Here is a 21483-nt window from a genome sequence, read left to right on the forward strand (position 1 = left end):
CTACCGACCACCCACTTTTCCTCGACTGAGAGAGCAACCACAGCGATGCCAACGGGTCCCGACAAAGGCAGTCAGAACAAGTCGGCTGCGAAGGCAGACAAAGCCATCAGTGCAGCCAACAAGAAGTCAGCTCGCAAGAAACAGGGCGGTGTCCCCGCCGCCAAGGGCAGACAGATTCCCTGGCTGACGGTTGCCGGTGTCGTTGTGGTCGTCGGACTCGTCGTGGGCCTCGGGGTCAACCTCTACCCCAAGTACCAGGACCGCGCCGAGGCGCAGAAATTCGCGCCCAGCGAAAGCAATCAGGATCCGTCGACGGGAATCGACGGCGTCACCATCAAGGAATACCCGGCAGCCCTGCACGTCGGGCGCGCGCAACGCGTCGCCTACGACCAGACGCCGCCGTTCGGTGGACCGCACGATGCGGTGTGGGCCACTTGCACCGGCATCGTCTACCCCGAGGCCATCCGCACCGAGAACGCTGTGCACTCCCTCGAACACGGAGCGGTCTGGGTGACGTACAACCCCGACGACCTGAACGAAGACCAGATTCAGTCCCTCGCCGACCGCGTCGACGGGGAAACGCAGATGATGATGTCGCCGTACCCGGGCCTCGACACTCCCGTCTCGCTGCAGTCCTGGGGTCACCAGCTCAAGCTCGACAGCGTCGACGACGAGCGCATCGGTCAGTTCATCTCGGCTCTGCGCCTCAATCGATTCGCCTACCCGGAGGTCGGTGCCAGCTGCGCATCCGTGCCCGGAGTCGGTGACAACGCGTTCGATCCCGACAACCCGCCGCTGTTCGACGCTTCGGCCCCGGGAGCGGACGCCGTTCCGATGGACGGCGCAGGCATCACTCCCGACGCCAGCGAGACCAGCGGCGCAGGCGGAATGCCGAGCGGCCTGCCCGGCGGAGCACAGTTGCCCGGCGGAGCACAGCTGCCCAGCGATCTCCAGGTGCCCGCGAGCTGATGACCGAATCGACAGTCGACTCGGTCAACGGCGTCCCCGAGACCAAGCGGAGCCAGCGCACTGCGCTGGTCGCCTTGGCCGTGATAGCCGTACTTGCGATCGGATTCGCGCTGGGCTTCCTGGCGCAGAATCCGTTCCGCAACGGTGACAACTCCCCCGCAGCAGATTCGGTCGACGTCGGATTTGCCCAGGACATGACGGTGCACCACAACCAGGCCATCGAAATGGCCGCGGTCGCGTTGACCAACGCGCCCGATCAGGCCGTCAAGAGCCTTGCGTTCGACATGCTCACCTCGCAACAGAATCAGGTGGGCCAGATGCAGGGCTGGCTCGCGTTGTGGGACCGCGCGCCGATCTCGACCGACGGCTACATGACCTGGATGACGGCCGACGACTCTCACGGCCATTCGATGGGCGGCATGTCGATGGAACCGGGATCCTCCGATCCCACCAGAGCCATGCCCGGCATGGCCAGCTCCGCGGAGCTCGCCGCACTACGCCAAGCGACCGGAACCGACGTCGACGTCATGTTCTTGCAGCTGATGCTGCGTCACCACGAGGGCGGCCTGGCGATGATGGAATACGCCCAGACGCACGCGCAGTCTCCTGCGGTGATCAACCTGGCGAAGTCCATGGTCGCAACGCAGACGAGTGAGTCGACTCTGATGAAGCAGATGCTCGCGGCGAAGGGTGCGCAGCCGCTGCCCGAGGGGTGATTTCGACTCGCGTCGCACATGCGCTAGTCTTTCGTACAGCCCAACAGGCACGCCGGCTGAAGCCGGTGCGCCCCCGTAGCTCAGGGGATAGAGCGTTCGCCTCCGGAGCGAAAGGCCGCAGGTTCGAATCCTGCCGGGGGCACACATCTTTCACGCATGTCACTTCTCCGAGGTGACTGCTCGAACGAGACGGACTGTTCACATGTCCGAGGATCTCCCCGATATCGACACCGTCATCGACGAGCTGTATTCACTGGCACCCGCCGACTTCGTGTCGCACAGATCGGCGTATGTGACCCGGTTCAAGAAGGCCGGAGACAAGTCCGGTGCCACTCGTATCGGCGGACTCCGTAAACCCACTGTCGTGGCCTGGTTGGTGAACACACTCGCTCGTCAGGACGAATCCGCGGTCGCCGAGTTGTTCGACCTCGGTGCCGAACTCGAACGGGCTCAGCAACGCGGCGACGGTCATCGACTGCGTGAGTTGTCAACCGCTCGAAGCGCTTCGATACGCGCGCTCACCGATCGAGCCGTGGCATTGGGTCGCGAACGTGGCGTGACCGTCGGCGACAACGCGGCGCGCGAGGTTTCCAACACCCTCAATGCCGCAATGGCCGATCCGGAGATCCGCGACCGGGTTCGTGCGGGCCGAACGGTGGTGGCCGAGACATACAGCGGCTTCGGCCCCGCGCTGCTCTCGCTCGTTCCGGATCCTCCCGAGACCGAGACCGAGACCGAGGACGACGGCGAACCGGACATTGCCGATGACGCGCCCGAGTCCGCAGCGGAATCCGATGCCGAGAACGAAGCCGAGCTGCTGCGCCAGGCCGAACACGATCGCCTGGTCGCCGAACTCGACGCTGCCGAAACCGCATTCGATGCCGCACGTGATGCGGCCGACGCTGCCGACCAGGACACGGAGCGCGCTGCGTCCGAACGACGCAGCGCGACAGCAGAAGTCGAGAGACTCGAAGCCGAGCTGGAGGCCGCGAGAGCCACAGCGAAGGCAGCGCGGGCCGCGGAGAGAAAAAGCGTCGAACAGGCAGAGTCGACGGCGGAGGCGCTCGAGGCGGCCCGGGCACGCGTGACCGAAGCCCGGTCGGCCCTCGACGAACCGAGCTGACCTACCCTGGCGGCATGACCACACGCTGGCAAGCCGAGAACTCCGCCGACGACTCCGCCCGGTACATCGAGCGATTCGATCGTCTGGCCGAACGCGGCGTGGATCTGCACGGTGAAGCCCGCATGGTCGACGCGGTGGTCTCCCCCGCGTCGACCATCCTCGACGCCGGCTGCGGTACGGGCAGACTCGGTGCCGAACTGGCGCGACGTGGCCACCACGTCACCGCCGTGGATCTCGATCCGATTCTGGTCGAGAAGGCGCGTAGTCACCCCGAACTCGACGTGCATCTCGCGGATTTGACCACGCTCGAGTTGAATCGCACGTTCGACGCGGTCGTCGCGGCCGGCAATGTGTTGGTTTTTCTGGAGCCCGGCACCGAACATGCTGCGCTCGAACGCATCTGGGCACATCTGAACGACGGCGGAGTGTTCGTCACCGGCTTCGCCACCGACCGGGCATACACAGCCGACGAACTCCACGAGGATCTCACTGCCGTCGGATTTTTCGTCGAACATCGATTCTCCACCTGGGACCTGCGGCCCTGGCGCGCCGACGCGCACTGGGCCGTCACCGTGGCACGAAAGCCTGCTCTGCTCGCTTGAGACGAAACGAGACCGGCCTGTCCCGGCAGGCCTCGTTCGAACGAAGCGAGCGCCGCGATTCCAAGTGCGGGTGTCGATTCGTTCCTGGGCGGGAAGACTGTCGCTCATGAAGGAACACATAGCGCGGTTGCGGGAGTCGTTCTGGTTCATTCCCGCCGTCCTCGGAGTTCTCGCACTCCTACTGGCGCAGGCGCTCGTCAGTCTCGATCGCTACCTACTCGACACCCGCGTGGACCTGACGGGTTCGTTGCTCTATCACGTCGGGGCGAGTGGCAGCCGGGACATCCTCGGGGCGATCGGTGGCTCGATGCTGGGGGTGGCTGCCACGTCGTTCTCCATCACCATCTCCGTCCTCGCCACGGCCAGCTCCTCGTACGGCCCCCGCCTGGTACGAAACTTCATGGCGGACCGCGGGAATCAGGTGGTTCTGGGTATCTTCGGGGCGACGTTCCTGTACTCGCTGATGGTGCTGCGGTCGATTCGTTCGATCGAATCCGATGGTTCGGTGTTCGTCCCGGACATCGCCGTCAACGTGGCCGTCGCGCTCGCCGTCGTCGACGTGGGCGTGCTCGTCTACTTCATCCACCACATCGCGCAGTCGATTCAAGTGGCCACCCTGTCCGCGAGAGTCCGCGACGAGTTGTCGGAATCCGTCGACTCCCTTTACCCGACGGATCGTCCCGACGACGCCGCTTCGATCGACGGCTTCTCGAAACCACCTGTCTACGTGACGGTCCTGGCCGAGACATCCGGGGTGATCATCGACATCGACGAGGACGCACTGCTGGGCATCGCGACCGACAACGGCACGCTGATCGAGATTCATCGGGTCCCGGGCGAGCACATCGTCTCCGGCGAGCCGCTCGTCGACATTCTCGCCGACCGCTCGGCCGACATCTCCGACGCATCGATAGACCGAGTCCGCTCTTCTTTCGACATCGGTACCAGTAGGACGCCGCGCCACGACATCGCGTTCGCCGTCGAGCAAATGACGGAAATGGCGGTCCGGGCGCTGTCCACCGGGGTCAACGACCCCTACACGGCGCGTAACGCCATCGACGATCTCTCCGTCGGACTCGTTGCACTGGTCCAACGGCCGGCACTGTCACGCGGACGGCGTGGAACCGACGGAGAGGTGCGACTGATCGTGCGGCGGGTGCCCGTCTCGATCTTGATCGACCATGCGCTCGATGCGGTGCGCATCTACGGGACCGGCAGTCCCATGGTGGTCCAGGCCGGAATTCGTCTCGCCGAGAGGGTCGGCCGCGCTGCGCGCTCCACCGACGATGTCGACGCCGTGCTGGCGCAATTGAGCCTGTTGGACGCCGCCCTGACCGTCGACGAGACAGACAGCGCGCGCACAGTCGATGCCCGCGAGCAGATTTCGCGGACTCGAGCAGCGATCACCGATCGGGTACCACTCGCGGTACTTCGCACCGTCATTCGGTAGACGCTCGAACCGGGCATCGTGGGAGGATGGTGTGTATGCCAGCACCGTCGCCGCTTCCCCTCGACCCCATTGCAGAGGCCCACCGTCAGTGGACCAAGCACGGGTGGTCCGATGCCGCCGACGGTATGGCCGCGGTGACGTCGTTGATGCGCGCGCAGCAGATCATGCTGGCCCGGGTCGAGGAAGCGCTCAAGCCGACGGGACTGACCTTTTCGCGCTACGAATTGCTGACGTTGTTGACGTTCACCAAGAACGGCGCGTTACCGATGGCGAAGGCCAGTGCCCGACTGCAAGTGCACCCCACCAGTGTGACCAACGCGGTGGACCGCCTCGAATCGGTCGGCTACGTGCGCCGCATTCCCCATCCCAGCGATCGACGGACCACCCTGGTCGAAATCACCGAGCAGGGGCGCACGTTGGCGGTCGAAGCCACCGAGCGCCTGAACACGCTGGTGTTCGCCAAGCCCGGGCTCGCGCGCGACAAGCTGATGGCGCTGGTGCGCATCCTCGCGGAACTGCGTTCGGATGCAGGCGATTTCGACAGTGATGACATCACCACATCGTTCTGAGTTCGATGGTGACTCGTCACAAGACAATGGCACAGCCGTACCGTTCGTGGTCCAATTGCTCCGGGAACAGGCCGGAGTCGGTCTGCTGAAGGGCGGGGCGGGGTGCTGGTGTTGGGGGTCGGAGCGGGTGCGCACGGTGCACGCGCAATTCTGACGTATCTGGACAGCCCCCATCGCACACCTATCGTGTCTCGGACGGTGCGCCGCGCTCCCGGTCAGTCGCTGGCCACCACGATCGCCACCGGCGTCGACGCCATCCACTCCATTGCCGCGACGATGTCGCTCCCGGTGCAGTTCTCTGCCATCGCCTACCGGGTCGCCACCGATCCCGGCACGGTTGCCACCCGAGGGACCGCTCGAACGGCCTCCCTGGTTCCGGAAACCGCTGCGCAAGTGCGGTTTCTACGATTCATCGGGCTGGTACCCAATCACGGCGTCACCATGCTGTGCGACATCGGGAGTACCGGCACCACGGTCACCGTCATCGATCTCGCGTCCACTCGCACCCTCATGACGCGGCGCACTGCCACGTTCTGCGGCGACGATCTCGATCACTCGGTGCGCCGGCTGCTCTCGTCCAACGGCGTTCGCGTCGGAATCGACGCCAGCCGGTCCATCAAGGAGCAACTGAGCATCGATTCCGTCGTCAGCACCACAGATCCAGCCGGCACTGCACGGCATGTGCTGACGCGGCGCGACTTCGACGATCTGATCGCGGGACCCGTCCGTTACGCGGGCATGCTGGTGGAGCAGACCATCGAATTGTCCGGTGCCAGGCCGCAATCCATCGTCGTGGTCGGCGGCGGCGCGAACATCACCTCGATAGCGCGGTCTCTCGAACTGCGGACCGGCCTGACGACCCTGGTGCCGACGATGCCCGAGCTGGTCTCGGCCCGCGGGGCCGCCCTCCTGTCCCCCGACAGGTAGGACTGCCCCGGAAGTGGAGCCCGCGGAACGACCTGAAAGCACGCGTGGAGCCCGCGGAACGACCCGAAAGTGCGGCCAGCACTACCGGTGCTGGAAGTTGGGCGTGCGCTTCTCGATGAAAGCCGACATGCCTTCCTTCTGATCCTCCGTGGCGAACGTCGAATGAAACACGCGGCGCTCGAACAGAACTCCCTCACGAAGGCTCGACTCGAACGATCGGTTCACTGCTTCCTTCGCCATCATGGCAACCGGTAGCGACATCTCGGCGATCGTGGTCGCGGTTGCGATGGCGTCGTCGAGCAGATCGGCGACCGGCACGATGCGCGAGACCAATCCTGCTCGCTCGGCTTCCTCGACCTTCATGTTCCGGCCGGTCAGGCACATCTCCATGGCCTTGGCCTTGCCCACCGCACGCGTCAGGCGCTGCGAGCCACCGATTCCCGGAATGACGCCGAGCTTGATCTCGGGTTGTCCGAATACCGCGGTGTCGGAGGCGATCAGCACATCACACAGCATCGCGAGTTCGCAGCCGCCACCGAGTGCATAACCGGAGACCGCCGCGATGAGGGGCGTCCGCGCCGCGGCCAGTCGATCCCACGCCGCGAAGAAGTCGTCGAGGTACACGTCCATGTACGACTTGGGCTGCATTTCCTTGATGTCGGCCCCGGCCGCGAAGGCCCGTTCGGATCCGGTGATCAGAATGGCACCGATCTCGGAATCTGCATCGAGTTCCTCGACCACCGACACGACCTCACGCATCAACTGAGAGTTGAGCGCGTTCAATGCTTTCGGTCGGTTCAGCGTGATGATGCCGACGCGTCCCCGGCGTTCGAGCAGGATGGTTTCGTAGTCGGTCACTGAGCAGCTCCGTTCGAGCGTTCGCGGATGTCGTTGATGATGCCGGAGAAGTCCACGTCGGTTCCGCCGCCGGACGTTTCCTTGAACCGAGCGTAGAGCTCGGCTGCGCGAAGTCCGAGTACTCCCTCGACCCCGTTGTCGCGCAGTGCATTCGCAGCCAGACCCAGATCCTTGTCCATGAGGGCCGCCGCGAATCCGGGCTTGTACTCGTTGTTCGCCGGGCTCGTCGGAACCGGACCGGGCACCGGGCAATTGGTCGTCAACGCCCAGCATTGGCCGGACGCAGTCGATGCCACGTCGAAGAGCGCCTGATTGCTCAGGCCGAGCTTCTCGCCCAACACGAAGGCCTCGCTGATGGCGATCATCGATACGCCGAGAATCATGTTGTTGCAGATCTTGGCGGCCTGACCGTTGCCCGCCGGTCCGCAGTGCACGACCTTGCGACCCATGACATCGAGAACGGCAGCGGCGGAGGCGAAATCGTCCTCCGAACCACCGACCATGAACGTGAGCGTGCCTGCGGCCGCTCCCCCGACACCGCCCGAGACCGGAGCGTCGAGGCTACGGTGTCCAGCCTCGTGTACCAGCCGGTGCGCGGCATGCGCGTCGGCGACATCGATGGTCGACGAATCGATGAACAACGTCCCCGGTGCCGCGGCCGGAAGCAGGTCCCCGTACAGCCCGAGTACCAGTTTTCCGTTCGGCAACATCGTGATCACGATGTCGGCTCCGGCGACGGCCGCAACCGCGGACTCCACCACAGTGACGCCGTCCTTCGTGGCCTGCTCCAGCGCCGCGGGAACAAGATCGAAGCCCTGCACCGTGTACCCGGCCGCAGCCAGGTTGGCGGCCATCGGTCCACCCATGTGCCCGAGGCCGATGAATCCGATCGTCTTCTCGCTCATGACTGCTCACCTTCTGTAAGTGCTTTCGACAGACCGAGTTCGGCGTCGCCCAGGGGCGCGAAGTATCGATCGACGTCCTCGGCAGTGACATCCGCCGACGTGGCCGGCTGCCACTGGGGGTTGCGATCCTTGTCGACGACCTGCGCCCGAATTCCCTCGACCAGATCGTGACTGCTGAGCGACGCGACCGACACGCGGTACTCCTCGTCGAGCACGGCCTCGAGGGAGGGCAGCGTCGCCGCCCGTCGCAGCGACCGCAGCGTCACCGCAAGAGACACCGGCGATTTGGACGCGATGTCCTGTGCCGCCTGCTGCGCCTCCGGCACCGGCGATGCAGCCAGAGCGTCGACGATGCCCTGAATGTCGTCACCTGCGTAGCACTCGTCGATCCATTCCTGCTGAGCAGCGACGGTGGATTCCGGAGCCGACTCGCTGAACGTGTCGACGGCCTCCCCGACACTGACCGTCTCGAGGGCGGTGTAGAACTCCTCGAGTTTGTCCGACGGAATGTAGTGATCGGCGAATCCGACCGCGATGGCATCGGCCGCATTCATCCGCGCCGTGGTGAGCGCGAAGTGGGTACCGGTTTCGCCGGGCGCACGCGAAAGAAGGTAGGTGCCACCGACATCGGGAATGAATCCGATGCCGACCTCGGGCATCGCGATCTTCGAACGTTCGGTCACGATGCGGGTGTTCGCGTGGGCCGAGAGCCCGACGCCACCGCCCATGACGATGCCGTCCATGATCGCGACGAAGGGCTTGGGGAAGCGGGCGATCGCGGCGTTGAGCACGTACTCGTCGCGCCAGAAGTCCTTGCTTCCGCTGCCGCCGTCCTTGGCGTCGTGGTAGATCGAGACTATGTCGCCGCCCGCGCACAATCCGCGCTCGCCGGCTCCGGTCAACAGGACGACGTCGACGCTGTCGTCGGTTGCCCACTGCGCCAACGCCGGAGCTATCTGCTGCACCATCGCATGCGAGAGTGCGTTGATCGCTTTGGGGCGGTTCAGAGTGATGCGACCGATCCCGCCCGAAACCTCCAGTAGGACATCGCTCATGCTGCACCCACGATGGAGCGAGCTACGACCACGCGCATGATCTCGTTGGTACCTTCCAGAATCTGGTGGACCCGGAGGTCGCGAACGATTTTCTCGACACCGTACTCGGCGAGATAACCGTATCCGCCGAGCAACTGCAATGCTCCGTTGGCGACCTCGAACCCGGTGTCGGTACCGAAACGTTTTGCCATCGCGCACATTTCGACCTTGTCGGCTGCGTTGTTCTGCAACCCGTCCGCAGCTCGCCACAGCAACGTTCTTGCCGCTTCGAGTTCGGTCTTGAAATCTGCCAGTCGAAACTGCAGGGCCTGCGAGTCGAGCAACCTGGCGCCGAATGCGTTGCGGTCGGCGAGGTAGGACACGGCCTTGTCGAGAGCGGACTGTGCGCCGCCGATCGAGCATGCGGCGATGTTGATGCGTCCGCCGTTGAGCCCGTTCATCGCGATCCGAAATCCGTCGCCCTCGCCGCCGAGCAGGTTGGCAGCCGGAACGCGGGCACCTTCGAAGATCACCTGGCGGGTGGGTTGAGCGTTCCACCCCATCTTCTTCTCGTTCGCTCCGAACGACAGTCCCGCCGTGTCCTTCGGAACGATGAACGCCGAGATGCCGCGGGGACCCGGCGCTCCGGTGCGGGCCATGACGACGTACACCTCGGAAGTGCCTGCGCCGGAGATGAACTGCTTGACGCCGTCCAGCACGTACTCGTCACCGTCGCGGACGGCCTTGGTACCGAGCTTTGCCGCATCGGATCCAGCGCCGGGTTCGGTGAGGCAGTAGCTACCGAGCTGGTCCATCGAGCACAGCCCCGGAAGCCAGCGCTGCCGTTGCTCGTCGTCGCCGTACGTGTCGATCATCCAGGCGACCATGTTGTGGATGGAAATGTAGGCCGCGATGGACGGGTCACCGGTTGCGAGTTGCTCGAAAATGCGCACCGCGTCGACGCGGGTCAGACCCGATCCGCCCACGTCTTCACGAATGTAGATGCCGCCCATCCCGAGAGCAGCAGCCTTGCGCAGCACGTCCACCGGAAAGTGCTTCTGCTGATCCCATTCGACGGCGTTCGGTGCGAGGAACTCGTCCGCGAAATCACGAGCAGTGTCGTTGATGGCACGCTCGTCCTCGTTCAACGTGAACATCGTCGATCAGTCCATGTTCGGAATGACGAAGTGATTCTGCGCAGCAGGAGCGGAGTCCACGGAGTGACCCGACGAAGCTGCTTCCTTGGTGCCCGACGGCCAACGCTGAGTGACGGTCTTGGTCTTGGTGTAGAAGCGGATGGAATCCGGTCCGTGCTGGTTGAGATCGCCGAATCCCGAACGCTTCCAACCACCGAACGTGTGGTACGCGATCGGCACCGGAATCGGCACGTTGACTCCCACCATGCCCACCTGGACGCGGGAGCAGAAATCGCGAGCGGTGTCGCCGTCGCGGGTGAAGATCGAGACGCCGTTTCCGTACTCGTGTTCGGACGGCAGACGCAGCGCGCCCTCGTAGTCCTTCGCGCGCACGACGATCAGCACCGGACCGAAGATCTCTTCCTTGTAGATGCGCATGTCGGTGGTCACCTTGTCGAACAGCGTTGCGCCGGCGAAGAATCCGCCCTCGTGGCCCTCGAGACTGAATCCGCGTCCATCGACGACCAACTCAGCACCCTCGTCCACACCGATCTGGGTGTAATCGTTGACGCGCTTCAACGCATCGCTACCGACGAGCGGGCCGAAGTCCGCGTTCTCGTCGTCGCTGCGGCCGATCTTCAGTTTCGCCACCCGCTCGGTCAGTTTGGCGACCAACGCGTCGGCGGTCTCCTCACCGACGGGAACCGCGACGGAAATCGCCATGCACCGCTCGCCGGCCGAACCGTATGCAGCTCCGAGCAGAGCGTCGGCGACCTCGTCGAGATCGGCATCGGGCATCACCAATGCGTGGTTCTTCGCCCCACCGAAGCACTGTGCGCGCTTGCCGTGCTGCGCCGCCGTCTCGTAGATGTACTGCGCGATGGGCGTCGATCCGACGAAGCCGATCGCCTTGACGCGATCGTCGGTGAGCAGCACGTCGACGGCGTCCTTGCCGCCGTTGACCACGTTGAACACGCCCGGCGGCAGACCTGCCTCGAGGAACAGCTCGGCGAGCTTGAGGGGCACGGACGGATCTCGCTCGGACGGCTTGAGAATGAAGGCGTTACCGCAGGCGATGGCCGGGCCGGCCTTCCACAGCGGAATCATGGCCGGGAAGTTGAACGGGGTGATGCCGGCAACGACACCGAGCGGCTGACGCATCGAATAGACGTCGATACCGCCACCCGCACCCTCGGTGTACTCACCCTTGAGCAGGTGCGGAACACCGACGGCGAACTCGACGACCTCGACGCCACGCTGGATGTCGCCCTTGGCGTCGGCGATGGTCTTGCCGTGCTCCGACGAGAGCAGCCGCGCGAGTTCTTCGGTGTCGCGGGTGACGAGCGCGAGGAACTTCATCAGCACCCGAGCGCGCCGCTGCGGGTTCCACTTCGCCCACTCACGCTGCGCCTGCTCGGCGTCGGCGATGGCGGCCTCGACCTCGGATACGTCGGCCAGGGGCACCCGGGCCTGCACCTCACCGGTATTGGGATCGAACACATCCCCGAACTGTCCGGAGGTGCCGGCGACATGCTTGCCGCCGATGAAGTGCGTGAGTTCGCGAGCCATGGGTGTCCGTCCTCGAGCGTGGAATTAAGTACGCTCATCCTATAGTCGGATGTCCATGTAAGTCCAGGAGCGGTCACATTCGGTCGTAGAACGCGCGCAGATCAGCGCAGGCCCGGCTGACTTCCGCCTCCGTCGAACCGTCGGCGCGAAAGATTCTGCGCAGGATCAGCGGATCGAGATCGTCCGTCGCCGGAGCGAACGACACCTTGGGAAGTTCGGGGAACGCTGCACGATCGCCGAACCAGTCGTCCGGGTCGATCTCCTCGTCGCTGTCGCCGACCCCCTCGATCAACTGATCCAGATCGACACCGCGCAGTGTCAGGATCGTCCCCGCGGACGCGTCGATGTGCTCGGCGGCGATGTACATCAGCGCTGCCGCGTGTTTGCACGGCCACCCGTCGTCGGGGCACGAACAGTCGAAATCCAGTTGCCCCTTGTCGTGGGGAAGCAGCACCGACGCCAGCGCCTGAGGAATCGCGTTGGACGCGAGTTCCGCCAGCATGCCGGGGTTGGATCGCACTCGGCCGACGAGCGCGGCCACCTCGCCTTCGGTGAGCGGCTCGACGCTGACCGACGCCGAGAACGGCTCGAGCTGACTGCCCTGCACCTCGCCGTAGATCTGCCCGCGTTCGACGCCGAGAGTGAGCACCTGACCCTGGCGGGCATAGGTTCGGCCCCGTGCGATCCGGCCCGGATCGGCCAGATCTTCCATCGCGGCGACGAAGTGCCTGCCCCACCACGTCTGCCCGAAGGCACCCCGCTTGTTACGAGACTCGATGCCGCCCTTGGCTTGTCGACGCTTGCCGTACTGCGAGAAGTCGGCCATCACTCCCCCACTGCGTCTTCGCTGAGACGAAACAGTTCCTGCAGTTCCGCAGTGTCCATCTCGGTCACCCAGCTCTCACCGGTGCCCACCGCCAGGTCCGCCAAGTCCTGTTTGGACACCAGCATCGAATCGATGCGTTCCTCCACGGTGCCCACACACAGCAGCTTGCGCACCATCACATTCTTGCGCTGGCCGATACGGAAAGCGCGGTCGGTCGCCTGGTTCTCTACCGCCGGATTCCACCAACGATCGAGGTGCACAACATGATTGGCGGCAGTGAGGTTGAGCCCGGTACCACCGGCCTTGAGCGAGAGCATCATGATCGGCGGACCGTCGTCGCTCTGGAACTTCTCGACCATCTCATCGCGCTTGCCCTTGCTCACGCCGCCGTGCAGGAACGGCACCTGAACTCCGAAACGCTCGGCGAAATACGGTGCCACGAGCTCACCGAACTCTCGAAACTGCGTGAACAACAACGCCTTCTCGTTGTCACCGAGAACGGAATCGAGCATGTCCTCCACCAATCCGATCTTTCCGGAACGGTGCTGACCTCGCTTGAGTACCGACGAGCCGTCGGACAGGAAATGCGCGGGATGGTTGCACACCTGTTTGAGGCGGGTGAGGGCCGAGAGCACCGCACCTTTGCGCTTCATGCCCTTCGCGTCGGCGATCTGCGCCATCATCTCGTCGACGACCGCCTTGTACAACGCCGCCTGCTCGGCAGTGAGGTTGGCGCGCACGGTCATTTCGTTCTTCTCCGGCAGATCAGAGATGACCGTGGGATCGGTCTTGACGCGACGCAGAATGAACGGAGACGTGATGGCACGCAGCCGCGAGACCGCGTTCTCGTCGTTCTCCCGCTCGATCGGCACCGAGAACCGCTTCCTGAAGTCCGACGGCCGCCCCAGCATGCCCGGGTTCGCGAAATCCAGAATGGACCTCAGCTCGTCCAGCCGGTTCTCCACCGGCGTCCCGGTGAGCGCCAGTTTGTGATCGGCCGGAATGGCCAGTGCCGCCCTCGCCTGCACGGTGCCTGCATTCTTGATGTGCTGCGCCTCGTCGAGAACCACGCGACGCCACGTCTGTGCGGCCAACTGCGCGCGGTCCTTGGCCATCAATGCGTACGTGGTGACGATCAGGTCGTGCTCCGCGATGGCTCGATCGAGCTCCTCGTCGCGTAACCGCGTCGGACCGTGGTGCACCAGAACACGCAGTGCAGGAGTGAATTTCGCGGCCTCACGTTGCCAGTTACCGACCACCGACATCGGGGCCACCAACAGCGTCGGAGTCGCACTGTTCTCGTGAGCGAGCAGCGTGAGCACCTGCAGTGTCTTGCCCAGGCCCATGTCGTCGGCGAGCACGGCACCGAGACCGAGCCGGCTCATGAACGCGAGCCAGTCGAGACCGCGTTGCTGGTAGGGCCGCAGAGTCGCTCGGACACCGTCGGGCACCGGGATGGTTTCCGGAACCGCCCCGGGTTCGAGCAACGTTGCCGCCCAGCCGGTAGCGCGGATGTCCTGGACCGGAGCCGGAGGCGGATCGGCCAACGTCATCTCACGCATCAGCGTGCTGAGCGCAGTCCCGTCGCCGTGATGCTCGGCGACGTACTTCGCGGCCCGCGCCAGCTGTCCCCCGTCGGCGAGCACCCATTGCCCGCGCAGCCGGACGAGGTCGCCCTTCGAGACGGCAAGCCGGTTCATCTCCGCCTCGGTGAGCACCATGTCGCCCAGCTGCAGTTGCCAGTCGTACGACACCAGCTCGTCCATACCGACGGCACGATCAGCCGCAGCTTTGGTCACCGCGGGTGACTCGACCCGCAATCGCATCGACGGATCCAACCTGGTCCAGGCCCTCGGCAGCAGGACCGTCGTGCCGGTGGCCTGCAGCGCAGTGGCACCGTGTTCGACGAGATCGATGACCACCGACGTCGGCAACAACAGGTCGAGGGTGCCCTCCTGGGTGGGCAGATCACGCAACCTCGGGTAGGCAGCCACGGCCTCGCCGAGTTTGCGCACTGCCGTCGACAGCAAGGTCGCGTCGACCTTGCGGCTCATCGGGACCGGACGCGGCGCCTCCCCGTCCGCGCGCAGGCACACCTGAAGTGTCCAGAACGACTCGACGGCATCGTCCGCGGCACCGTCGGCATCACCCGTCTCGCCGTCCTGGTCGTCCGGTTCGAGCAGGCGCAGCACCAGCGCCGGTTCGTCGACGGTGAGGCTGGCGCGCCAATTGTCGAACAGCGTCGAGATCTTCTGCGTCCCATCGAGATACGGATCGTCACGCACGAGGGCCGACAGCAACGGATGCTCGGAGTCGGGCTTGCCGAGCACCGATCTGACGATCGGGTCGGTGAGCTCCTCGACCATGTCGTCCAGAAGCTTCTTCGGCCGTTCGTTCGCTCGCTGCACCGACGGCATCGCAACAGCGAGCTCGCTGAGCCATGCGCGTTGACGCTCGCCGCCGACCAGCCGCCAACGCGGCCACCACTGGCCGTCCATCAATTTCAGTGCCGGCACCACTCGTCCGGACCGGACCCACCGTTCGATGCCCTGGGCGACGTGGCCCAGGAACCGGAGGTCGCCGGAGATCAGCGGGTGGGTCGACGGGGTGCGGAGCAACAGGTCGGCCGCATCGTGCGGGGCCAGCGCGATCGCCGGCAGTTCGACCGGATCCCGAGGGGTGGCGCGTCGAGTGGAGTCGGGAAACGTCACTCGGGCGCGATGCCGGAACGCGCGGGTGAGCACGTGCGAGTGTGTCGCCGGTAGGTCGGGTTCGTCTCCGGTGCTGATCTCGTCGTCCCAGAGCAGCAATCCGGCACCGGGAGACCAGAGACCGTGCAGCATCGGTCCATCCAACCAGCACGCACCGACATACCCGGCGCCGCTGTGTCATCGATGAGGCACAGTGGTCCCATGATCGCGTACGGCTTCGACGAATACGGCGGCCCCGACACCGAGACATTTCTGGACCTCCCCGTGGCGGAACCGGGATCGGGGCAGCTTCTCGTGGCGGTACATGCCGCGGGGGTGAATCCCGCAGATTGGAAGGTGCGGGCGGGTAATCGCAAGGACACCGTGCAGATCACCTTGCCTGCGGTGCTGGGGCGGGAGGTGTCGGGCACTGTCGTGGGCGTCGGCTCGGGAGTGGACGGGTTCTCGGTCGGTGACGAGGTCTTCGGGGCGACGGCGTCGGGTCACGGCGGCTATGCGCAGTACACGCTGCTCAACGCGGCCGGTACGGCACACAAGCCCGAGGCCGTGTCCTGGTCGGTCGCGGCGACACTGCCGGTAGCGGCCGGGACCGCCTTCGACGCACTGCGAGGGTTGGCGCTGACTGCAGGCAACACGGTTCTCGTTCTCGGCGCAGGCGGCGGTGTGGGTTCTTCGGTTCTGCAGCTGGCGCGTGCCGACGGTATCGACGTTCTCGGGGTGGCGAGCTCGGGCAAGCGGGAGTGGATCGAGAGCCTCGGTGCGGAGTTCGTCGAGTCCGGACCCGAGTACGTCGGTTCGATATCGCGGCCGGTGCACGGCATCGTCGATCTGGTCGGCGGCGACACTCTTCGCGCGGCCGCTGCGAAGACCGGCGCTCCGATCGTCAGCGTGGCCGACCCGGTGCTCGCCGCCCAGTGGGGTGGGTCTGGAGCAGTGCGCGAGCGCACCACTGCGGCGTTCACCCGATTGGCCGATCTGGTCGTGACGGGCGTCCTTCGTCCACGCATCGATCACACGTTTCCACTCGACCGCGCAGGCGAGGCTCTTGCGCTCGTGGAGAACGGGCACGCACTCGGCAAGGTCGTCATCGAGGTCCGCTGACACCCGACCGTGTCGGGCGGTGTCGGTACCGTCCGGCACACTGCTGTCGCGAGGTACGAGAGTCGGCAAGATCGAAGTTTCACGATGGGGCGTGTGTGAAGAAGCTGTGGGTAGCGGCGGCGTTGGTGATCGCCGCGATCGTCATGGCGACGTTCGAATCCTGTGACCGGTCCGACATACCGGGATTGGCTCCCCCGCCCCCGGCTCCGGGCAGCCCCACCCGCGCCCAGATCGAAACGCTGTTGGATCGGGTGGCCGTCGTCGCCGCACGACCCGATCCCCGCGGGTACGAGCGCGGATGCAAGAGCGGTGAAGGGTGCGTGTTCGGACCGGCGTGGACGGACGACTACGACGGACCGGGCGGGCACGACGGGTGTGGAACCCGTGACAACGTGCTGGCACTGTCGATGACCGAAGTCGAGTTCAAGGCCGGCACCCGAGACTGCGTGGTGCTCTCGGGCTCCCTGGACGACCCCTACTCCGGTGAACGGTTGCAGTTCACCAAGTCCGACGCCGGCAAGATTCAGATCGATCACGTCTATCCGTTGTCTGCCGCCTGGGACATGGGTGCTGACGGATGGGCAGCGGACAAGCGCATTCGTTTCGCGAACGACATCGCGTTCAATCTGCTGGCGGTCAACGGGCCGGACAACCAGAGCAAGAGCGACAAGACGCCGTCGCAGTGGATGCCGCCGAACGCGGCGTACCACTGTTTCTACGCGGGTAAATACCTGTCGGTGGCGGCCCAGTACGAGCTGCCGATCACCGAGGCCGACCGCCGCGCCCTCGCTTCGGTGGCCCCCAGCTGCTGATCCAGCGATGCGAACGCGGGCGGTAAAGTCTGGCCAATGGCAACGACGTCGTCGCGCAGCTTTCTCGACCGTGACACCCAGCTCTGCATGTCTCTGTCGGGAAGGCCGAGCAATATCGGAACCCGCTTCCACAACTACCTGTACGACGAACTGGGATTGAATTTCGTCTACAAGGCGTTCACCACCACCGATCTCGCGGCCGCGGTCGGTGGAGTCCGTGCACTCGGTATCAGGGGATGCGCGGTCTCCATGCCGTTCAAGGAGGACGTGATCGAGCTGGTCGACGTCATGCACGAATCTGCGAGCGCGATCGCATCGGTCAACACCATCGTCAACGAGGCGGGCGTGTTGCACGCCTACAACACCGATTACCAGGCTGTGGCCGATCTGCTCGCGTCGAGCGATATCTCGACCGATTGTTCGGTGGCCGTGACCGGCAGCGGCGGTATGGCCAAGGCAGTGGTTGCCGCACTGCGGGATTCGGGTTTCACCCGCGGCACCGTGGTTGCTCGCAACACGTCGACCGGTCCGGCTCTCGCCGAGGCGTACGGATACGACTGGTCGGCCGAGTCCGTCGGAGCCGACTTGCTGGTGAACGTCACCCCGGTGGGAATGGCGGGCGGCCCCGCTGCCGATTCGACTCCCTTCCCCGAGTCGCAGATCCATGCGGCACAGGCAGTGTTCGACGTGGTCGCGATGCCGTCGGAGACGCCGCTGATCACCGCGGCGCGTGCGGCGAACAAACCGGTGATCACCGGCGCTCAGGTCATTGCCCTGCAGGCAGCAGAACAGTTCGTTCTCTACACCGGAGTTCGCCCGTCCGACGATCAGATCCAGCGGGCGTCGGAATCTTCCCGTCGCTGACTCACAGGCGTTGCCACGCGGGCTTGTTCGCGTAGGCGTGGCGGTAGTAGTCCGTGAGAGCGAGGGACGCAGCAGCCGCCTCGTCCACCAGTACCGTCACGTGTGGATGCCACTGAATCGCGGACGCAGGACAGCGTGCCGACAACGGCCCCTCGACGGCCGCGGCCACCGCGTCTGCCTTGGATTCTCCGGTAGCGATGAGCACGAGATGACGCGCCTCGTCGATGGTGCCGAGGCCTTGCGTCAGCACGTGGTGCGGCACCTCCTCCGGCGAGGGGAAGAAGCGCGCATTGTCGACCCGAGTCTGTTCGGTGAGAGTCTTGACCCGGGTTCTCGACCGAAGTGACGATCCGGGCTCGTTGAAGCCGATGTGTCCGTCGGTGCCGATGCCGAGAATCTGCACATCGATACCACCGGCCTCCCCGATCGCGGCGTCGTATCGTCGCGCTTCGGCAGCGATGTCGACGGCTTCACCGTCCGGCGAGAACACCGCGGAATCGTCCAGATCGACGAGGTCCACGAAGTTCTCGCGAATGAACGAAAAATACGACTGCTCAGCAGTTCTGGGTAGCCCTATGTATTCGTCGAGCAGAAACGCTCGACACCCAGCGAAGGACAGCCCTTCCTCGCGATGTCGGCGGGCCAGCTCGCGATACGTGCCGACGGGACTCGACCCGGTCGCCAACCCGAGGACGGGGCCCGATCCCGGGACCGAGTCGGTTCGCACGACGTGCTCGACGATGTCGGCCGCGGTTCGGTCCACGTCGGTGACTGTGGGGAGTACGACGATCTCCATCTAACTTTCCTCCTCGATCGCGCGTCCGCCGCGAATGACCTGCACCGGCTCGAAGGATGCGTCGACCACCAACACGTCCGCTCTCGATCCGGCGACGAGAGAACCGGTTTCGGCCCCGATCCCGATCAATGCTGCCGGGGTGGTTGCCCCGGCACGCACTGCGTCGAGCAACGGCACGCCGGCGTCGAGCACTGCGCGGCGTACCAGGTCGAGCACACTCGACGTGCCGCCCGCGATCGGGGCCGACTCGGGATCGTTCTCCCGCGACAGGCGGGCGACCGAATCGTGCACGGTGACATCCAGCGGCCCGAGCCGGTAGCGGCCGTCGGCCATTCCCGCTGCAGCCATCGCGTCGGACACCAACGCGATGTTCCCACCGCCGACGAGATCGAACACCGCTCGCACGGTCTCGTCGGCGAGATGTACTCCGTCGCCGATCAATTCGAGCACCATCGACCCTCGCGCCGCGGCAGCCAAGCATTCGCTGACCGGCCCCGGCGACCGATGATGCCAGGTGGGCATCCCGTTGAACAGGTGCGTGGCACCGATGGCACCCTCTCCGAGGGCGTCGATTGCGCTGCGAGTGGTGCGTGCGTCGGCGTCGGTGTGCCCGATGCTGGGGACGATGCCGTTCTCTCGCAACATGTGTCCGACGGCCGTGAAGCCGTCGACTTCGGGAGCAAGTGTCATCGACCGTACCGATCCCCGCCCGGCGTCGATGATGTCTGCCAGCAGACCGGTGTCGCCGCCACGGAGTGACGCGGGGTCCTGCGCTCCGCAGCGGGCAACAGACAGGAACGGCCCTTCGAGGTGGACCCCGGCGATGTCCCCCGACTCGTACAGATCCGCGAGCGTCGACGTCTGCTCGACCAGTCGCCCAGGGGATGCCGACACCAGCGATGCGAGCATCGTGGTGGTGCCGCGGCCGCGGTGGTGCCGTACCGCGGTCATCAGATCGGCACGGGCAGAATCCGGGAACGACGCCCCGCCGCCGCCGTGGCAGTGCACGTCGACCAGCCCCGGCAGGATGGTCGAATTCGATTGCGGTGGAGCCTCGTCGGGCCACGCCACTACCGGACCCACCCAGGAGATTCGATCGCCGGACAACGCCACGACGGCATCCTCGATGACCGCGTCGGGTGTGACGACCCGCCCCCTGAGCGTCGTCGTGATCGATTCGCTCATGCCCGGTCGGGTTCGAGCACCGCGTCGTCCTCGCGGCCGGGGGTGCGCAGGTTCCACTTCTTGATGACGAAGCTGAACAGGAAGTAGTAGATCACCGCATACACCAGGCCGATAGGAATGAGAAGCCATGCCTTCGTGGCGATTCCGTAGTTCAACAGATAGTCGATACCGCCGGCAGAGAAGAAGAAGCCGTCATGGATTCCCAGGGCATTGGTCAGTGCCATGGAGGTTCCGGTCAGCACGGCGTGGATGATGTAGAGCGGCCAGGCGACGAACATGAACGAGTACTCGAGCGGTTCGGTGATGCCGGTGACGAACGCAGTCAGACCGGTGGACAACATGATTCCGCCGACGATCTTCTTCTGCGACGGCTTGGCGTTGCGATAGATCGCGAATGCAGCGGCAGGCAGAGCGAACATCATGATGGGGAAGAAACCGGTCATGAAGACTCCGGCGGACGGATCTCCCGCGAAGAATCGGTTGAGATCGCCACGCACCAATTGACCACTCGCGTCCTGATAATCACCGACGAGGAACCAGACGACCGAATTGAGAATGTGGTGCAGTCCCGTCGGAATCAGCATGCGATTGGCGAAACCGTAGATTCCGCTACCCACCACACTGTGATCGGCAACGGTGTTCCCGACCCAGTTCAGTGCGCTGTAGAAGAGCGGGTAGACGAACGACATGACGACGGCGACGACGAGGCCGGTGACAGCGGTCAGGATGGGAACCAGACGTCGTCCGCTGAAGAAGCCGAGGTAATCCGGCAGTTTCTGGCGGTAGAACCGCTGCCACAGAATGGCGGAGAGCAGGCCGATGACGATGCCGGCCAACACGCCGTAGTCGATCACGGCCGGATCGCCGTTCGCGTCGACTTTGCCTTCCAGTACCACCGGTGACATCGCGGTGAAGACACCGTTCATCACCATGTAGCCGACGACGGCGGCGAGGGCGGTCGAGCCGTCCGACTTCTTGGCCCAGCCGATGGCGATGCCCACGGCGAAGATCAAGGGCAACCAGGTGAAGACCGCCTGTCCTGCAGCGGAGATGACGGCCGCCGCGGTGCCCAGAGCACTGAATCTGCCGAGGAGGTCGTCCTGGCCCAGCCGCAACAGGATTCCCGCCGCGGGAAGAACCGCGATGGGCAGCATGAGACTGCGCCCGAATCGCTGCAACCCGGCGAGAGATCTGGATTCCTTCTTCGGTTCGGCTTCGGCCGAGTCCGTCTTCTTCAGGGTCATGGCGACCTTCTCTTCGAGGCTGGTCCGGCAAGGGAGTTCTACTATTGTGACCGGATGACATCAGGGGTACTGTCCGGTCATTACCA

The 21483-nt window shown here is 65.0% G+C and carries 20 protein-coding genes and 1 tRNA gene; 11 read left to right on the forward strand and 10 right to left on the reverse strand.

Annotated elements, in window-relative coordinates:
• Positions 1-45 precede the first annotated feature (45 nt).
• From VF34_RS04030 to VF34_RS04065, 8 genes are all read left to right on the forward strand, one after another.
• Positions 46-969: a DUF3105 domain-containing protein gene (locus VF34_RS04030; RefSeq protein WP_027497918.1), complete on the forward strand. Its 924-nt coding sequence runs from the start codon at positions 46-48 to the stop codon at positions 967-969.
• Positions 969-1685: a DUF305 domain-containing protein gene (locus VF34_RS04035; RefSeq protein WP_032389965.1), complete on the forward strand. Its 717-nt coding sequence runs from the start codon at positions 969-971 to the stop codon at positions 1683-1685. The genes VF34_RS04030 and VF34_RS04035 overlap by 1 nt, the downstream gene beginning before the upstream one ends.
• A gap of 69 nt (positions 1686-1754) precedes the next feature.
• Positions 1755-1827, forward strand: a tRNA-Arg gene (locus tag VF34_RS04040).
• 60 nt (positions 1828-1887) lie between these two features.
• Positions 1888-2808 carry a hypothetical protein gene (locus VF34_RS04045; RefSeq protein ID WP_045840893.1) on the forward strand — a complete coding sequence of 307 codons (921 nt, stop codon included), beginning with the start codon at positions 1888-1890 and terminating at the stop codon, positions 2806-2808.
• Between the two features lie 14 nt (positions 2809-2822).
• Positions 2823-3410: a class I SAM-dependent DNA methyltransferase gene (locus VF34_RS04050; protein WP_045840894.1), complete on the forward strand. Its 588-nt coding sequence runs from the start codon at positions 2823-2825 to the stop codon at positions 3408-3410.
• Positions 3411-3516: 106 nt separating this feature from the next.
• Positions 3517-4860, forward strand: a complete 1344-nt coding sequence (locus tag VF34_RS04055) for a DUF2254 domain-containing protein (protein WP_045840960.1) — start codon at positions 3517-3519, stop codon at positions 4858-4860.
• Positions 4861-4895: 35 nt separating this feature from the next.
• On the forward strand, positions 4896-5429 hold the full coding sequence (locus VF34_RS04060; protein WP_032365573.1) for a MarR family winged helix-turn-helix transcriptional regulator: 534 nt from the start codon (positions 4896-4898) through the stop codon (positions 5427-5429).
• Between the two features lie 102 nt (positions 5430-5531).
• Complete coding sequence (locus tag VF34_RS04065; protein ID WP_045840895.1) at positions 5532-6356, forward strand: DUF7159 family protein; 825 nt, start codon at positions 5532-5534, stop codon at positions 6354-6356.
• 81 nt (positions 6357-6437) lie between these two features.
• Here VF34_RS04065 and VF34_RS04070 read toward each other — a convergent pair whose 3' ends face one another.
• From VF34_RS04070 to VF34_RS04100, 7 genes are all read right to left on the reverse strand, one after another.
• Positions 6438-7214, reverse strand: a complete 777-nt coding sequence (locus tag VF34_RS04070) for an enoyl-CoA hydratase (protein WP_027497924.1) — start codon at positions 7212-7214, stop codon at positions 6438-6440.
• Positions 7211-8119 carry a 3-hydroxyisobutyrate dehydrogenase gene (gene mmsB, locus VF34_RS04075; RefSeq protein ID WP_027497925.1) on the reverse strand — a complete coding sequence of 303 codons (909 nt, stop codon included), beginning with the start codon at positions 8117-8119 and terminating at the stop codon, positions 7211-7213. The genes VF34_RS04070 and mmsB overlap by 4 nt, the downstream gene beginning before the upstream one ends.
• Complete coding sequence (locus tag VF34_RS04080) at positions 8116-9174, reverse strand: enoyl-CoA hydratase/isomerase family protein (RefSeq protein WP_032383698.1); 1059 nt, start codon at positions 9172-9174, stop codon at positions 8116-8118. The genes mmsB and VF34_RS04080 overlap by 4 nt, the downstream gene beginning before the upstream one ends.
• Complete coding sequence (locus VF34_RS04085; RefSeq protein WP_032383699.1) at positions 9171-10310, reverse strand: isobutyryl-CoA dehydrogenase; 1140 nt, start codon at positions 10308-10310, stop codon at positions 9171-9173. Before VF34_RS04085 ends, VF34_RS04080 begins: the two co-directional genes overlap by 4 nt.
• 6 nt (positions 10311-10316) lie before the next feature.
• A complete protein-coding gene (locus tag VF34_RS04090) occupies positions 10317-11858 on the reverse strand; it encodes a CoA-acylating methylmalonate-semialdehyde dehydrogenase (protein ID WP_045840896.1) in 1542 nt (513 codons plus the stop codon).
• 73 nt (positions 11859-11931) lie between these two features.
• Positions 11932-12684, reverse strand: a complete 753-nt coding sequence (locus VF34_RS04095) for an SWIM zinc finger family protein (RefSeq protein WP_045840897.1) — start codon at positions 12682-12684, stop codon at positions 11932-11934.
• Positions 12684-15527 carry a DEAD/DEAH box helicase gene (locus tag VF34_RS04100; RefSeq protein ID WP_045840898.1) on the reverse strand — a complete coding sequence of 948 codons (2844 nt, stop codon included), beginning with the start codon at positions 15525-15527 and terminating at the stop codon, positions 12684-12686. The genes VF34_RS04095 and VF34_RS04100 overlap by 1 nt, the downstream gene beginning before the upstream one ends.
• A 69-nt stretch (positions 15528-15596) precedes the next feature.
• Here VF34_RS04100 and VF34_RS04105 point away from each other — a divergent pair, with 69 nt between their 5' ends.
• The 3 genes from VF34_RS04105 to VF34_RS04115 all read left to right on the forward strand — a co-directional run bounded on the left by VF34_RS04105 (position 15597) and on the right by VF34_RS04115 (position 18172).
• A complete protein-coding gene (locus tag VF34_RS04105; RefSeq protein ID WP_045840899.1) occupies positions 15597-16496 on the forward strand; it encodes an NADP-dependent oxidoreductase in 900 nt (299 codons plus the stop codon).
• 95 nt (positions 16497-16591) lie between these two features.
• The gene (locus VF34_RS04110) at positions 16592-17308 is read left to right on the forward strand and encodes an HNH endonuclease family protein (RefSeq protein ID WP_052718588.1); all 717 of its coding nucleotides are present in this window, start codon (positions 16592-16594) and stop codon (positions 17306-17308) included.
• A 36-nt stretch (positions 17309-17344) separates the two neighbouring features.
• On the forward strand, positions 17345-18172 hold the full coding sequence (locus VF34_RS04115) for a shikimate 5-dehydrogenase (RefSeq protein WP_045840900.1): 828 nt from the start codon (positions 17345-17347) through the stop codon (positions 18170-18172).
• A 1-nt stretch (position 18173) separates the two neighbouring features.
• Here VF34_RS04115 and nagB read toward each other — a convergent pair whose 3' ends face one another.
• The 3 genes from nagB to VF34_RS04130 are packed head-to-tail and all read right to left on the reverse strand — an operon-like array spanning position 18174 to position 21397.
• Positions 18174-18968, reverse strand: a complete 795-nt coding sequence (nagB, locus tag VF34_RS04120; RefSeq protein WP_045840901.1) for a glucosamine-6-phosphate deaminase — start codon at positions 18966-18968, stop codon at positions 18174-18176.
• Positions 18969-20153, reverse strand: a complete 1185-nt coding sequence (locus VF34_RS04125; RefSeq protein ID WP_045840902.1) for an N-acetylglucosamine-6-phosphate deacetylase — start codon at positions 20151-20153, stop codon at positions 18969-18971.
• A complete protein-coding gene (locus tag VF34_RS04130; RefSeq protein WP_032365561.1) occupies positions 20150-21397 on the reverse strand; it encodes a PTS transporter subunit EIIC in 1248 nt (415 codons plus the stop codon). The genes VF34_RS04125 and VF34_RS04130 overlap by 4 nt, the downstream gene beginning before the upstream one ends.
• Positions 21398-21483 lie beyond the last annotated feature (86 nt).

It is taken from the genome of Rhodococcus sp. PML026 (assembly GCF_000963615.1).
Lineage (GTDB): Bacteria > Actinomycetota > Actinomycetes > Mycobacteriales > Mycobacteriaceae > Rhodococcoides > Rhodococcoides fascians.

What these genes read in the sequence shown, in the direction of transcription:
- VF34_RS04030 (WP_027497918.1), top strand. Translation starts at nt 46, where the DNA reads ATGCCAACGGGTCCCGACAAAGGCAGTCAGAACAAGTCGGCTGCGAAG.
- VF34_RS04060 (WP_032365573.1), top strand. Translation starts at nt 4,896, where the DNA reads ATGCCAGCACCGTCGCCGCTTCCCCTCGACCCCATTGCAGAGGCCCAC.
- nagB (WP_045840901.1), bottom strand. Translation starts at nt 18,968, where the DNA reads ATGGAGATCGTCGTACTCCCCACAGTCACCGACGTGGACCGAACCGCG.
- mmsB (WP_027497925.1), bottom strand. Translation starts at nt 8,119, where the DNA reads ATGAGCGAGAAGACGATCGGATTCATCGGCCTCGGGCACATGGGTGGA.
- VF34_RS04100 (WP_045840898.1), bottom strand. Translation starts at nt 15,527, where the DNA reads ATGCTGCACGGTCTCTGGTCTCCCGGTGCCGGATTGCTGCTCTGGGAC.
- VF34_RS04050 (WP_045840894.1), top strand. Translation starts at nt 2,823, where the DNA reads ATGACCACACGCTGGCAAGCCGAGAACTCCGCCGACGACTCCGCCCGG.
- VF34_RS04095 (WP_045840897.1), bottom strand. Translation starts at nt 12,684, where the DNA reads ATGGCCGACTTCTCGCAGTACGGCAAGCGTCGACAAGCCAAGGGCGGC.
- VF34_RS04055 (WP_045840960.1), top strand. Translation starts at nt 3,517, where the DNA reads ATGAAGGAACACATAGCGCGGTTGCGGGAGTCGTTCTGGTTCATTCCC.
- VF34_RS04090 (WP_045840896.1), bottom strand. Translation starts at nt 11,858, where the DNA reads ATGGCTCGCGAACTCACGCACTTCATCGGCGGCAAGCATGTCGCCGGC.
- VF34_RS04045 (WP_045840893.1), top strand. Translation starts at nt 1,888, where the DNA reads ATGTCCGAGGATCTCCCCGATATCGACACCGTCATCGACGAGCTGTAT.
- VF34_RS04105 (WP_045840899.1), top strand. Translation starts at nt 15,597, where the DNA reads ATGATCGCGTACGGCTTCGACGAATACGGCGGCCCCGACACCGAGACA.
- VF34_RS04085 (WP_032383699.1), bottom strand. Translation starts at nt 10,310, where the DNA reads ATGTTCACGTTGAACGAGGACGAGCGTGCCATCAACGACACTGCTCGT.
- VF34_RS04035 (WP_032389965.1), top strand. Translation starts at nt 969, where the DNA reads ATGACCGAATCGACAGTCGACTCGGTCAACGGCGTCCCCGAGACCAAG.
- VF34_RS04115 (WP_045840900.1), top strand. Translation starts at nt 17,345, where the DNA reads ATGGCAACGACGTCGTCGCGCAGCTTTCTCGACCGTGACACCCAGCTC.
- VF34_RS04130 (WP_032365561.1), bottom strand. Translation starts at nt 21,397, where the DNA reads ATGACCCTGAAGAAGACGGACTCGGCCGAAGCCGAACCGAAGAAGGAA.
- VF34_RS04125 (WP_045840902.1), bottom strand. Translation starts at nt 20,153, where the DNA reads ATGAGCGAATCGATCACGACGACGCTCAGGGGGCGGGTCGTCACACCC.
- VF34_RS04080 (WP_032383698.1), bottom strand. Translation starts at nt 9,174, where the DNA reads ATGAGCGATGTCCTACTGGAGGTTTCGGGCGGGATCGGTCGCATCACT.